This window comes from Aporhodopirellula rubra (genome assembly GCF_014192335.1).
GTDB lineage: Bacteria > Planctomycetota > Planctomycetia > Pirellulales > Pirellulaceae > Rhodopirellula > Rhodopirellula rubra.
Genome location: NZ_JACHXU010000007.1, coordinates 149,247 through 164,323, shown reverse-complemented (window position 1 = coordinate 164,323; position 15,077 = coordinate 149,247). Strand labels below are relative to the sequence as shown.

At 57.2% G+C, this 15,077-nt stretch carries 2 protein-coding genes; one reads left to right on the top strand and one right to left on the bottom strand.

Annotation, left to right across the window (positions count from 1 at the left end; all coding sequences use genetic code 11):
- The coding region (locus FHS27_RS11765; protein ID WP_184305136.1) for an Ig-like domain-containing protein at nt 1-12,905 on the bottom strand (12,905 nt) is incomplete at its 3' end.
- 673 nt (nt 12,906-13,578) lie between these two features.
- Here FHS27_RS11765 and FHS27_RS11760 point away from each other — a divergent pair.
- Entirely contained in the window at nt 13,579-14,910 is a 1,332-nt protein-coding gene (locus FHS27_RS11760; RefSeq protein ID WP_246419586.1) for an acyltransferase family protein, read from the top strand.
- Nucleotides 14,911-15,077: the final 167 nt, after the last annotated feature.

Below are 15,077 nucleotides of genomic sequence, written 5' to 3'. Positions count from 1 at the left end.
TCGGTGTCGTAGTCGTAGTCACTGGACAGATCATTGAGCCGAGCATCACTGGTCAATTCCAAAGTCCCGTGATTGAGCAGCGTGCCACCGAAGTATTCGTAGCTGAAGTTGCCAGTCGTATCGATCCTGGCCCCCAAGTTCACGGCGTACTCGCTATCCCAAGTGAGCGTGCCATGGTTGGTCAGTGTTGTCGCGATCGTCGAACTGTATTCGTTGTAATTGCTGCCTGACATCGTGCCGATGACGGTGTCGGCCAGTTCGATCCCCGCGTCGCCCCATAGAGCGCCCCCGGTGAAATTGAACGTTTGAGCGACGCTTAGCAAGCTATTCGCTTCGAGCCGACCGCCCGTCACACTCAAGTGATTGACCTGAGACGGATTCGTGGACAGCGTCAAGGATCCACCACTGATGAGAAGAGTTTCCGCTGATTCGATTGATTGAATCTCGGCGGCTGTCGATGAGTTGACAAGAATAACGGCGTCCCCAGCGAGCTCAGGAATCAGCACGTCATCGTTAACATCTGGCAGCGAACCGTCTTCCCAGTTGGCCGGATCGTTCCAGTTGCCACCGCCTGTATTGACCCACTCTTTTTTGGTCGGATCCGTCGGAGCCAAGTAGTCAGAATCGCCCGGTGCCGGATCAGCGATGCCGTGGGGATCCCAGTTGTCGGCGTGGAGGTGAAAACTTTCGGTATGGGAGTGCTTGCCGCTACGGTAGGTCGTGCCGTAGGGGAAGTAGAAAACTTTGTCCGATTTGTCGTCGACGACCCAAATTTCGGTTGATGGGGATCCGTCGGCATTGGCGTTTGGGTTGACGGTGATGCCCTCCACTTTCTTGTAGCTACCACCCAGGTTCATCTTCCAATTGCCGACGTAGTGGCCCTGCATGTTGTAAACATAGACACGCGGCGTGTAGTTGTGCCCCTCAAGTACAAAGATGTACTCGCCGTTGGTCGTGATTCCACGTGGGTCGTTGTTGCCGCTGGCCAGATAGAACACATTGGCGGCATTGTGATTGCCGGACGTGTGGTGCAAACCGCCTGGGTAGTGCAAGACTTTGTTGTAGTAGTCATCGACCAGCCACACATCGTCTCCAAAGACCGCGATCCCTTCGGCGTAGCTGTTACGATGGTTGCCGGAGGTATGCAGGGCTTGCCATTTGCCGAGCTCATTACCATCGGCGCTATAAATCACGACCTCGTGATTTCGAGAGACCGTCCAAACCTTGTCGCCGACGCTGGTCGTGGCGACACCAAGCGGAGAGTCGTCGCTACGCACATCGAAGGCATAGTCTCCGTCGACGACACTGCCGTCGTCATCGTACTTGTACACCTCATCATTATCATGATCGGCGACGAAGAACTTGGCATAGTCGACTGGGTTGTTGACCAAAATCGTGACCGTCGCGGAGTCCGAGGTCAGCACTCCATCGGATACGGTGTACGACAGTGTGACCGAACCATGAAAGTCAACGGCGGGTGTGAACACGAACGAACCGTCGGCCGCGTGAGTGAAGGTGCCGCTACCGGTCGGTGAAATCTCACTGACACTAACGACCGAGAGGGCGTCGCCGTCCGGATCCGAATCGTTGTCCAACAGCCCATCCCCAGCACTGATCGTGATCGGCACGTTGTGGCTCGTTACATAAGCATCGTCGTGGGCAATCGGCGCATCGTTCACGCTGAGCACATCGATGGACACCACGGCCACTTCGGAGTAAGCACGACCGTCAAACAGACGATAGCGAAACTCATCAGAACCGGCATAATTGGATTGTGGTGTGTAGACGAAGCCGCCGTCATCGGAGATTGTCACACTACCATGTTCGGGAACCCGGACGAGTTGCACATCCAATGTACTGTTGTCGACGTCGGTATCGTTGACCAAAAGACTATTTCCCGTCGAAGGATTGGACGGATCGATCGACAACGCAACGTCTTCCGTCGTGCTGTACTGATCGTCGACGGCAACCGGCGGGTCGTTGATAGGACAGACATGAATGGTGACCGTGGCCGTGTCTGTTTTGTCTCCATCGGACACCTGATACACAAAGTGGTCGTAGCCATCAAAATCAGGATCCGGCGTGTAGGTAAAACTTCCGTCGGCGGAAAGACTCAGAACACCGTTCTGCGTTTCCGATACCAAAGAGACGGTGAGCGGACTGTCCTCGGGGTCATGATCGTTGCGGAGCACACCGCGACTCGCACTCTTATCCAAGTGACTATCTTCGTTGACACTGTAGATGTCATCGTGCGCCTTTGGTGGCTGGTTCACGCCGATCACGGTGACCTGGACCGAGTTGGAGTCATAGCCACCACTTGCCGCGACGGTGGCGGTACCGCCATCACCCGTTGGCGTTTGTTGCGGGTCGCGAGTTAGGAACAACTTGTCGATTTGCGCCCCGTCCTCGCGCATCCAAAGATTGATCGTGTGGGTTCCCCCGGTATCGAAGGTGACGGACACGCGATCATCGCCCGATCGTCCATCGACTGTGTTTTGCCAGGACCAATTCGAAGAATTGTTGTTCAGGCCAAACCGGCCGCCGGTCAACAACGTTCCGTTCGCACCGAGGTGAACCGAATCATCGGCCCCGGACGACGCTCGCGTCAGAGCCCAAACGTAGAACGTACCCGGACCATCAATGGTGATCTGGTAGTCACGCCGCGGTCCCCTCGTCGCGTCACCTGTGTTGACACCGCTGTTGGGTGTCGCCGCGAGGTACTCACTTCCCGACGCATTGGCATCAGTTTGCACGGTCCAATCATTGTTTGACGCATTGCCCGTCCCATCCACCGATGTTGTGAACGACTCAGCCTCAAAGACAAGTTGACCGTTGGACTCGACGTACCCTCCGTTGTGAGGGCTATCTTCGTCAAAGGCTTTCGCCGAAATCGTGTACGTGCCCACCGAGGAATACTGATGCGTCACACTCGAGGGATTGCCGTTGACCCATTGAGCCGACGAACCGTCACCCCAATCGATCTGCCATGCGTAGATCGTATCGTCGCCGGGATCCACTTCCGAAAGATTCAACTGGAAACTCTCGCCCTGGTCCACCTCCGCCGGGGCGGCAATGGTTAGCAGGGGAGCGACGTTATTGACCGTGATCGTCGTTTCGACGGCTTCGATTGCCCCGCCGGTGACGGTGTAGAAGTAGACCTCGTAAACCTCATCGCCGTCGGGATAGGTATGCGTGATGGATTCCGCGGGGTTGGCGACGGTTTGCTGATTCCCATCACCCCAGTCGATCACGAGTGTTTCGATCATCCCGGTCGACTGCAGATCCAAGGTGGCGGTGGTCGCCTCGTCGATCGTCTCGGTCAGCGTGTAGCTCACCACCGGGGGCTCGTTGTCATTGCAGAATTGCAGGTCGGTCACCCCGCCGCTACCGGCCAATTCAATCTCCATCCGGGAAATTCCAGACGTTTCGATCGTGACACGCTGGTAGGAATTGTTGCCCAAATCAGCGGCGCCGAACGAGTCAATCAGCGACCCAGCGGCGTCGTAGAGACGAATCTCTGACTGTAAGTCGTCGATATCGAGCAAACCCACTGAGTGTACGGTGGTTGACGCATCGAACTCGAACACAAGGACACCACCGTGAGCATTATCGTCTGGATCCGATGAATCCCCATCCTCACTAATGATCAGGATTCGTTTTTGATGCAGGGCGTTCTCACCGGTCGCACTCGAGGCACCACCCGTGCCAACTCCGGGGCCGCCGAAACTCGTGTTGGGCGATCCAAGATCCGGATCACCTCCAGTTGGGGCTGAAGAATCGAATAGCATCGCAGGACGCTGAGGGTTGGCGCTGGAGATCGTCACTCCCCAATCCGAATACAGGTCCGCCGCGAGGTCGCCACCTTCGGTAAACGCACCATTGGCAGCTCGATCAAAGTCAATGACCGGGTAACAAACACCGACGTGGCTTTGCGTGACCGTTCCTGAAACCATCGCGATGTCAGAGAGTTCCCCATCGGTGATTTCATAGTCAAAGGACACGTCCCCGAAAAAATCACTGCCGGGTGAAAACCGTAGCGTCTCGTCCGACAGACGCTCGACTGTTCCTCCCGTCACTTCGGTCGATTGCCCGGCCGCAAGCGAAACTCCGTTCACCGAAACGATCGCCAACACGTCATCATTGGGATCCGAGTCATTCGCAAGAACGGGAATCGACACCGCGACGCCCGCTTCGGTCACGAATGTGTCGTCGACAGCAAGCGGCGCGTCGTTAGTCGGAGTGATTGCAATCGTGATCGTGTTCGGTGAAAGCGCAAGATCGATTCCACCGAGCTGGGTCCCCCCGTCGTCGCGGACTCGAAACTCGAGCGAAGTGGTTGTCGTGCTGTTCACGTTCCCGCCCGGGATGAACTGAAGCGTGTTCACTTCCGCGACCGCGATTTCGTCACCGGCAGAAACCAGCTGTCCGTTGAGCCGCAGAGCCCCAGTGTCCGGAAGTGTGTCAATCACAATCGACAAGAGCTGATCGGATGGGATATCGACCGGATCGGTGAAGCCGAAATCGGCGGTTGTGAAACCATAGGTGTCATTGTCGGCAACCGAAACGAATCGATCGACAGACGTCGGTGGATCATTGACTGGCAACACCTGGATGGTCACGGTGGTAGTGACCGAACTGGCGAAACCATCGCTGGCTTGATACGTGAATGAATCCGTGCCAAATGCATTCGCGTTCGGCATATAAGTGAAAGATCCATCCGCTGAAAGCGAAACACTACCGCCTGTGGGCTGCGTCACGATAGCAGCCACGAGCGAATCCTCATCAGGATCGCTGTCATTGGCTAGAACGCCATCAGCGGAACTGATCACCAACGCATTGTCTTCGTTGGTTATGTACGCGTCCAGATTGGCAAGAGGCGAGTCATTGACCGACCGAATATCAAAGTCGATGGTGTTGGGCGTCGGATCTATGTCCATGCCTCCACGCTCAACACCACCATCATCTCGCACTTGGAACTGGAAACTGCCCACGCCATCTCCTGCAAACCCCGAAACCGGGATGAAGACGAGATTGCCAAGTTCCGTGACGTTGATTTCATCACCCGAACCGACGAGTGCCCCGGAAAAGGTGAGCGTCCCTTCGCTCGGGTCTGGCAACGAAGTGATCACTACCGACTGCAGCCCGTCGGCGGGGACATCGACCGGATCGGTGAATCCAAAGTCAGCCGCTGTGAAGCCATACGAACTGTCTTCATCGATTTGGAAAGTCTGGTTCGTTCCCGAAGGAGCATCATTCACGGGCAGCACGTTAATTGAAAACGTCTTCGGTTCTAAATCAGTATCGATTCCACCCGAAGAGGTTCCGCCGCTATCGATCACTGAATAAGTAAAACCCGAATACGCGTCGCCGTACTCGTTACTAACCGGCGTGAACAACAGCGAATCGATCACCGCTGCGGGCACGACGTCACCCACCGATACGATGCCCCCGGAAAGCGTCAATGCGCCCGTGGCCGGTAACGAGTCGATCCGCACTGCCGAGAAAGAATCGGATGGCACGTCGAATGGGTCGCTGAAACCAAAGTCCGATTGGCCAAACGAGTAAGAAGAGTCCTCGTTCATCACGATTGTCTGGTTGGCCCCCTGAGGAGGGTCGTTGACCGAAGCGATCTGAAAATCGATCACATTGGGCGACGGATCAAGGTCCAAACCTCCGCGATCGATCCCCCCCTCATCTCGCACCTGAAAAGTGAACGAGCCGAGCTGCCCTCCATTCCGATTCGCGGCTGGGGTGAAGGTCAGGCTCGCCAAGTCGGATGCCAGAATCTCATCCCCCAGTCCGACGGGTGTCCCGGAAAATTCCAGCACGCCTTCGGTCGCATCGGGTAGCGATGTAATCAACACGGATGCCAGCACGTCGGCGGGAGTATCGAGTGGGTCGGTGAATCCAAAGTCCGCTGCCGTGAAGTCGTAAGATGTGTCTTCGTCGATCGTCACGGTTCGGTCGGTACCAGCGGGAGCGTCGTTGACCGGCAACACTTCGATCGTCACCGTGGCCAGGTTCGACTCGTCCGAACCATCATTGGCGACGTAGGTAAACGAGTCGGTGCCAAAGACGTTGGCATCGGGCACGTAGGTGAACGAACCATCGGCGCCAAGCGTCACGCTACCGAGGGTCGGTTGGGACTGGATCACGGCCGTGAGCGCATCGCCATCCGGATCGCTGTCACCATCGAGCACACCAACGGAGGAATCGACCCCAAGAGTGCTGTCTTCATTGGTGACGTAGGTGTCGTCATCGGCAACCGGCAGGTCATTGACCGATTGAATATCAAAATCGATTGTGTTGGGCGTCGCATCCAAATCGACGCCGCCGCGATCCACACCACCATCGTCCCGAACTTGGAACGTGAACGCACCCAAGCTACTGCCATTCAGTTCGGCAACCGTTGTGAATGCCAGATCGCCAAGGTCGGCCATATCGATCTCGTCACCGGCGCTGACGCTCGATCCATTCAGAGTCAGAGCACCTTCGGCCGCATCGGGTAGCGATGTGATCACCACGGATGCCAGCACGTCGGCCGGAGTGTCGAACGGGTCGGCGAATCCAAAATCGGCGGCCGTGAAGTCGTACGACGTGTCCTCGTCGATCGTCACGGTTCGGTCGGTACCAGCGGGAGCGTCGTTGACCGGCAACACTTCAATCGTCACCGTAGCTAGGTTCGACGTGTCCGAACCGTCGTTGGCGACGTAGGTAAACGAGTCGCTGCCAAAGACGTTGGCGTCGGGCACGTAGGTGAACGAACCATCGGCGCTAAGCGTCACGCTACCGAGGGTCGGTTGGGACTGGATCACGGCCGTGAGCGCATCACCATCAGGATCGCTGTCACCATCGAGCACACCCGCCGCAGCAACCACCGTCAGCGTGCTGTCTTCATTGGTGACGTAGGCATCGTCATCGGCAACAGGCAGGTCATTGACCGACTGAATATCAAAATCGATTGTGTTGGGCGTCGCATCCAAATCGACGCCACCACGGTCCACACCACCATCGTCGCGAACCTGGAACGTGAACGCACCCAGGCTATTGCCATTCAGTTCGGCAACCGGTGTGAATGCCAGATCGCCAAGGTCGGCCATATCGATCTCGTCACCGGCGCTGACGCTCGATCCGTTGAGAGTCAAGGCACCCTCCGTCGCATCGGGTAGCGATGTGATCACCACGGATGCCAGCACGTCGGCGGGAATATCGAACGGGTCGGTGAATCCAAAATCGGCGGCCGTGAAGTCGTAAGAGGTGTCTTCGTCGATCGTCACGGTTCGATCAGCGCCAGCGGGAGCATCGTTGACTGGCAAGACTTCGATCGTCACGGTAGCTAGGTTCGATGTGTCTGAGCCGTCATTGGCGACGTAGGTAAACGAGTCGGTGCCAAAGACGTTGGCATCGGGCACGTAGGTGAACGAACCATCGGCACCGAGCGTCACGCTACCGAGAGTCGGTTGGGACTGGATCACGGCCGTGAGCGCATCGCCATCAGGATCGCTGTCACCATGAAGCACACCCGCCGCGGCAACCACCGTCAGCGTGCTGTCTTCATTGGTGACGTAGGCATCGTCATCGGCAACCGGCAGGTCATTGACCGACTGAATGTCAAAATCGATCGTGTTGGGCGTCGCATCCAAATCGATGCCGCCACGGTCCACACCACCATCGTCCCGAACTTGGAACGTGAACGCACCCAGGCTACTGCCATTCAGTTCGCCGACCGGTGTAAATGCCAGATTGCCAAGGTCGGCCACATCGATCTCGGCACCGGCGCTGACGTTCGATCCATTGAGCGTCAATGCACCCTCGGTCGCATTGGGAAGCGTTGTGATCACCACGGATGCCAAGAAGTCCGCAGGTACATCGATCGGATCGCTCAGTCCAAAGTCGGATGCTGAGAATTCGTAGGGCGCATCCTCGTTGATCGTCACAGTCCGATCGGCGCCCGAGGGTGCATCGTTGACGGGCAACACATCAATGGTGATCGTATTGGGTTCCGTATCGGTATCCACACCTCCCTGCCCGGTTCCACCATCATCGATCACCGCGAAGGTGAAGCTCGTATAAGCGTTTCCGTGTTCGTTACTGGACGGCGTGAAGACCAACGAGGCGATCACGGCAACCGGAACCGCATCGCCAGCAACCACGTTGGTACCCGCAAGCGTCAGACTGCCGTCCAGAGGTATCGAATTGATCCGCACGGCCGACAAGGAATGCGACGGCGAATCGGCTGGGTCGCTGAATCCAAAGTCGGAGGCACTGAAGCCGTAGGGCGAGTCTTCATTGACCACGACGGTTCGGTCCGTCCCGAGTGGCGCGTCGTTAACGGGCAACACGTCAAACAGGATGGTGCTGCTGGTCGAATCCAAATCCACTCCGCCACGCTCGACACCGCCATCATCACGAACCTGAAAAGAAAAGGCCCCCAACCCCGTGCCGTTCAAGTTGGCAATGGGCGTGAACACAAGCTCGGAAAGATTCCCGAACGGGATCTCCGCGCCGGCGGCGAGTTGGAGCCCGTTGAGCGACAAGACGCCTTCAGACGTCGCTGGGGCCGATCCAAGGATAACCGAGGCAAACAAATCCGAAGGTGTGTCCGAGGGGTCATTGAAACCAAAGTCAGCAGCTGAGAATTGGTGATGGCCGTCTTCGAGAATCACGATCGTGTTGTCGGTTCCCGATGGAGCATCGTTGACTGACTGCACCTCGATCGTCACCGTGGCAATGTTCGACTGTCCAATGCCATCGCTCGCGACGTAGGTGAAGGTGTCGGTACCAAACACGTTCGCCTCGGGCACATAGCTGAAAGAGCCATCATGGTTTAGGGTGACGCTGCCCAGGGTGGGCTGCGACCGAATCACCGCCGTGAGCACATCGCCGTCAGCATCGCCGTCACCGGCCAGTACACCGGAAGTCACATCGACCGTGAGGCTGACGTCCTCGTGGGTCGTGTGCGCATCATCGTCGGCCACCGGCAAATCGTTGACCGATGCGATGTTGAAAGAAATGGTGTTGGGCGTCGGGTCCAAGTCCTGTCCGGTACGCTCGGTACCCCCGTTATCACGTACTTGGAAGGTAAATTGCCCGAGCCCCGCACCGACCAGTTGCGCCACCGGCACGAACTGGAGGTTCGCGATTTGATCGACCGGGATTTCGTCGCCTGTATTCACGGTGGAACCGTTTAGCAGGAGCGCACCTTCCGCTGGGGCTGGCAAACTGGTCACCACGAGTGCGGCGAACGAATCCGATGGGCTGTCGACGGGGTCAATGAACCCAAAGTCCGAAACCATGAATCCATACGATTCGTCTTCGATGATATTGATGAGATTATCGGTACCCTGCGGCGCTTCGTTGACCCCGAGGACGCGAACCGTGGCGGTCGCACTGTCCGAAGTTGCCCCTTGGGAATCAACCAGTCGATAGCTGATCGACGTCAGCGCATCGGCTTCCGCAGGCAACGCATTGAAATCACCTTGCGGATCAAACTGCAACGATCCATCCGACGAGATCAAAAACCGACCACCATTGTCACCGGAGATCCATTGTCCCACCGACGCGGAATCTCCGTCGACTTCGATCACGCTAAAAAGGTCGTCATCAGTGTCGGCGTTTGTTGAGTTGGCGACGAAAACGTTGGCTGCTGTGATCGTCGACAGGGCGTCGGTTTCGAACGAGTCGTCCGCAGCCACGGGAACTGGGTTGGAAACGGTCCACTGGAAAGCTCGAAGGATGGTCCCGCCGTTGCTATCGTTGACCTCCACGGACACCGAGTAGGGACTCAACGCGGACGCTTCAGCAGCGTACTCGCCTTCGAACCGATCCAAGGTCGCGTTGTAAAGAATGCCCGCAGGCACCCCGCTGACTTCCCCAATCGAAACCGTGTCTCCCGCATCCACATCGCTGAAGAATGACAGCAGGCCCGCTGCCGCGTCCACGTTCAGTCCAGCCGCATCTTGTCCAACGCGATCGGGGATATCCCCTGCAGGGAGATCGTTAACTGATGCAAACGATCCGGTGACGTTGGCGCTCGCGGGGACCCGACTGGTATCTTCGATCGTGTACGAAAACGAGATCGCACCATGAAAGTTCGCCGCTGGTGTGATAGTAAGCTGCCCATCGTTTTGCAGGGCGACCGATCCGTTCTCGATTGCAACCGGAGTGCCGACGGCGATGGGCGTGCCGTTGATCGACACCACACCGATGTCATCTCCGTCGGGATCGGAATCGTTGGCCACACTATCGATCGTGATCGAGGTGTCTTCGTCAACCTGGCCGAAATCATCATCGATCGCGATGGGTGGTTGATTGACCTTCTCGACATGAATGCGAACCGTTGCTGGGGCTTCGCTGCTGAATAGGCCGTTACTGACGAAATAAGTGAACTCAACGAAATTATCGTCACTGGGATCCTCCGGCGTGCCATTGTTCCCCACATTGAAAAATCCCGCCGCAGGAGTGAAGACGAAAGCCCCATCTTCGCCGAGCTCAATGGTCCCCTGGTCAGATGAGGGCAATGTCGCCGTATCCAGGATCACGGCCAAGTCGCGAACCGCGTTGAGATCACCATCGACATCATTGGCGAGCAAACCACTGACCACGTCGATCGTCAGAGAGTTGTTCTGAGTGGTTTGGTAGGCGTCATCAATGGCCACCGGAATCGGCCGGTCATCGGTTAGCCGAAACCAGGATCCCGAATCACCGTCATTGTTTACCAAACGCATCACCAGGGTGACTTCTTGGCCGGCGAATAGAGTCGAGATATCTAAGTCAACGTACCCAGATCGGTAGTTCGGAAGCGTCCCGTCGTCGGTCTGCGTGAAGGTGACCGGTGGGTTGTCGTCGTTACTGTCCGGAACACTCTCGGCAATCTCAAGTTGGAGGCTGCCGTCCCCCAGCAGACGTTGTTCGGATTGTTCGGTCAGGTTGAAGTAACTGTCTCGATCCACATCAAAGGTGGAAATCACACTTTGGCCGTCGGCGTCCAACAAAGCGACTTCAAAAGCGTCGTTGATTTGGCCTTCGCTTTCGGGATCGAATCCGGCTTCGAACCCAAAAATCAACCAAGAAGGATTTTCGGGAATGACGATCGATCGCGACACGGTCGTCAACAGTGAGTCGCCCTCATTGACCGCCTTGAAAGTTCGCCCATTAAAAGAAATATCTCGATAGTCACCGGCGGACGCGGACGACGAACCGCCATACTCATTCAGGGTAGATAGTTCGCGATCTTCGGTGACGGTAATCGAGCCTGCGAACCCCGGACCACCCGGATCAACAATCACTCCGTTGGCAATGCCATCCTCATCGCCACGGCCGCCGTCTTGCAAATAGAGCGTGTATCCGAAATCCGTCTGCACGGCGCCGGTTTCGCCATCGAAGAAGAACTCATAGAGCCGGCCCGTATCGGGGTCCTCTTTGAACCAGGACTCGACCGGCTCGTCATCGGGCAGGTACACGTCGACCGCTCGGATATCCCCCACCGGGACGTCGTGAAGTTGGAACTCGAACAAGCCAAGCGGCAGCCGGTGATTGGATCGTTCGTCTTGCGGCTCGGTGTTGCGTACGCCCACCAATCGATCCCCCCGCGCATCCAGGGTTGCTGGTTTCCCTTCGATGGCATCGGGTAGCGTCGCCACGCTGACCTGGACCGCGTCCTCGATTCCATCCTGATTTCCGTCGGTAAGCAGTCGTTCCAAACTTTCGGGCACCCCGTCTTGATCAACATCTCCCGCCTCTTGAACAACCCAACGTTCCGAAACACTCCCCAGGACTCCGTCGCCATTGTGTTGATGCAAGACGACCTCGTCGCCACTGCTCAGCCTGCCAGCGCCAACAAGCCGGGCAACCAGCTCGTTTTCATCAACAGTGAGGCTTCCCAGGGACCGTGCCACTCCATCACGAATCGCGATCGCATCAATGATCTGCGAGTCGGCGAATGCGTCACTGATTTGAGCCACCACGACAAAACGACCTTCGCCCCGCCCATCCGTCGTGGCTGCGGTCGTGATTGCAGGAGCGCCCGCCGCAGGAGTCGCTCGCAAAATCTCTTCGGCCGACGCACGAATGATGGCTGGAGATGCATTTGTCTCTGGCGAGGCATTCCCTTGGGAAGCTTGCGCTGGTTGCTCAGTCTCTTGCGATTGAGCATCCCGCGAAGTGACCGTCGCGCTGTCTTCAGTTTGCGTGGTGCTGGAAACCGCTTCCTCAGCGCCCGATTCGGATTCCGAGGCGGACCCATTCTCGCTAGCGGCGACTTCGACGGCATCGCCGGTCGCCGAATCCGCACCGCCGCCCCCGCCGGAAGCTTGGCCGCCAAGAGATGCCCCCATGGTTCCGCCAGGTTGATTAGTGGCCTCGCTCATTGGCGCCTTGGTACCACCGCCTCCACCACCACCGCCGGTTCCGCCGCTGGTCGGGCCAGCCAGAGAGTGATCGATGACACTACGCGAGGTTGCCTCGCTGGCATCTTCACTGAGCGGCTGATCGAGCCCAACGCCAATTTGATCTTGGAAAACCGAGTCAAGTAGTGGGTTGCTTGCTTGTCGCTGCATGCGACGTTCGAGCAGATCCAAAAATCGGTTTTGGAATGCCCGTCGTTGTTGAGGGCTAACGTCTTGCTCAAAAAATCGCTTGCTGGGCGGTCCGCCCCTTAGATCGTCCGGAAGGTTCTTTCGATAGGGCTGGGCGGCGCGGTGGCTGAAATTGGTCAGACGCTCGTACTCGGCACGCCTCTCTCGCATCGCCTCCGCTGAATCCAACATCTGATCGATCGGATCGTTCGATTTGCCATCGGGCGGTCCGAGCAAAGCAAACATCGACGCCTCCAGCATCGATCCGGGATGATCCCGCCGTTCGAGTTGTTGGACGATGTGGTTGCGCGCCTTTCGTTTCTCTTGCAACTTCCGTTTCTTCTGGCTCGGTCGCGTGATTTTTAATAATGACGATATTCGCGAAAACCGTGTCATTCGTCCGCCTATGGGAGGTGTTGGGGGTTGGGTGACCGAAACTTGGTGGATCAGTGGAACGAGTGCAAACATTTTTTGCTCGGTTCTGCGCGTTACTTGCGCATTCTGCGAAAAAAGTTTGATATTGGGTGTGCAAACCCCAGTCGCCATTGCTGTGTTTGTTTGATGATCCGCTAAACAGAACGGTCGACCGATTTCGTTCGGTCACCAATTCGACTCCGAGTACCTGACACGTTTGGTCAACGGTTGTTGCGTCGGCCATCTTCGTTACAGACCAGTAGATATTGGTATTGGATGGTCGAGTGAAGGGTGAGCCATTCCTTGAATGGGAACTCCACCAGCGGGTCACCGAAACAATGTCCAACGCTACGCAGCCGACTGATTCGTTAGTGAATCGAATACTGGATAAGTACACCTCTCCGGGTGATGTGCAGGAGCATTGAGTGCTGCTCATACCAAATGGAGCGGGGAGGCGTGGAGGAGCGAGCGTGTTGAAATTTCGCTCTGGTGGTGTTGCGCATTTGTTTTGTAGAAGCGAGGTTTCACCTCGTTTGCTTTGGCGCTCGGGGGCATTATTCCTGTTTGGATGCGACCACTGGCAATGGACATGCCCAACATTCTCCCGATAACAGCAGCGTCAAATCACTCTCCTGCTGCGCCCGTGTTGCGCCCTCAAGGCGGCCATTTTGCGGGGATTGATGCGTTGCGTGCTTGCGCAGCGGTGGCGGTGGTTCTCCTGCATGCGTGTGTCCCGTACGCGAATCCGGCGATGGCCGGGTTGAGTTGGAGTGTCCAGGACTCGCCGAGTGAGTCAGTCACGGCTGTCTTTTGGGCGATCGAGATCGTGATCATGCCCATTTTCTTGGTGATCGCGGGCTTTTTCGCCGCTCGAAGCATGGCGTATCGTGGGGCATGGTTCACCGCGACCCAGCGGATTCGTCGCCTGGGTTGGCCGCTGCTGTTGACGGTTGTGTTTTTGTTGCCGATCGAGTTCTATACCTGGATGCTCGGTTGGCTGGCCGAAGGTCAGGTCTCGGTGAGTCACGTTCGGCGGATGAAGTTTGAGGGTGGGATCGATCGCAATCTTTGGGGCCTCAGTCATTTGTGGTTCCTGCAATACTTGATGATGTACGTGTTGGTTCTGGCCTGTGTGTGGACGTCGTTGACGCGGCGCAGTGCCGCGCAGATCGGCCGGATTGCATTGCCGATGTGCTTTGTAGTGGCAGTGGTATCGTTGACGATGCGTCCCGAAGTCGTTTGGGGTTTTCAGCATTCGTTTTTGCCCGTGGTATCGAAATGGTTTTACAGCGGTGCGTTCTTCGCCTCTGGTGCGCTTTGGTATCGGTTGGACCCGGAACTGGATGATGTGAGGGACTACGGTTCACGTCTGATGGGGCCTGGGATTTTGCTGACGATCGCGGCAGTCTGCACGGGGACATGGTGGCTCGGTGTGGTCGGTGATCCGATGCAATGGATGAACGGCGGCTGGGCCGGAGTCGACCCCGTTGTTCAATCCGATCGATTTGCCGGTGGACTTCCGGTGACGTCGCTCATTGTTCGATCTTCGCTCGCGGTCATGAGTGTGGCGGCGGCGGCGTTGATGACCTTTGCGTTGATGGGTGTTTCGCTCGCCAACATCAATCGGCTCGGACGAGTGATGAAATCACTCGCGGGAGCTTCGTTCATGATCTATCTGCTCCATCATCCTGTGGTGGGGCTCGCACACATCGCGGCGAAGTTTGCGCTACCAGGCGTTTCACCGGTGATTAAAGTCGCGTTGGTGACGGGGCTGGGGGTATCGGCGGGGTGGTCGGTCAGTTGGCTGGCCTCGTGTCGTCGACGGCGTCTTGCGGAGCGAACCAAAGCGGAAGAACCGACTCGCTCGATCGAGTTTCCACGACCGAGCGAAGTTGCCTCGACGCAGAAGCGGGCCGCGTAAGGCGGCACGCGTGCGGTTGGCGTGGTGATTGTTTCTCGGGACTGCGCCGCATGATTGTTGTCCCGCGTGCGCGCGTGCTGCTCGTTGTCGTTGGGGCTGAGGGAGACGAGTGAGCTGCGTTGTTGGTGTCTTGTTCGCGGGTGAGTGTGGTGGTTGCAGGCTGGCAG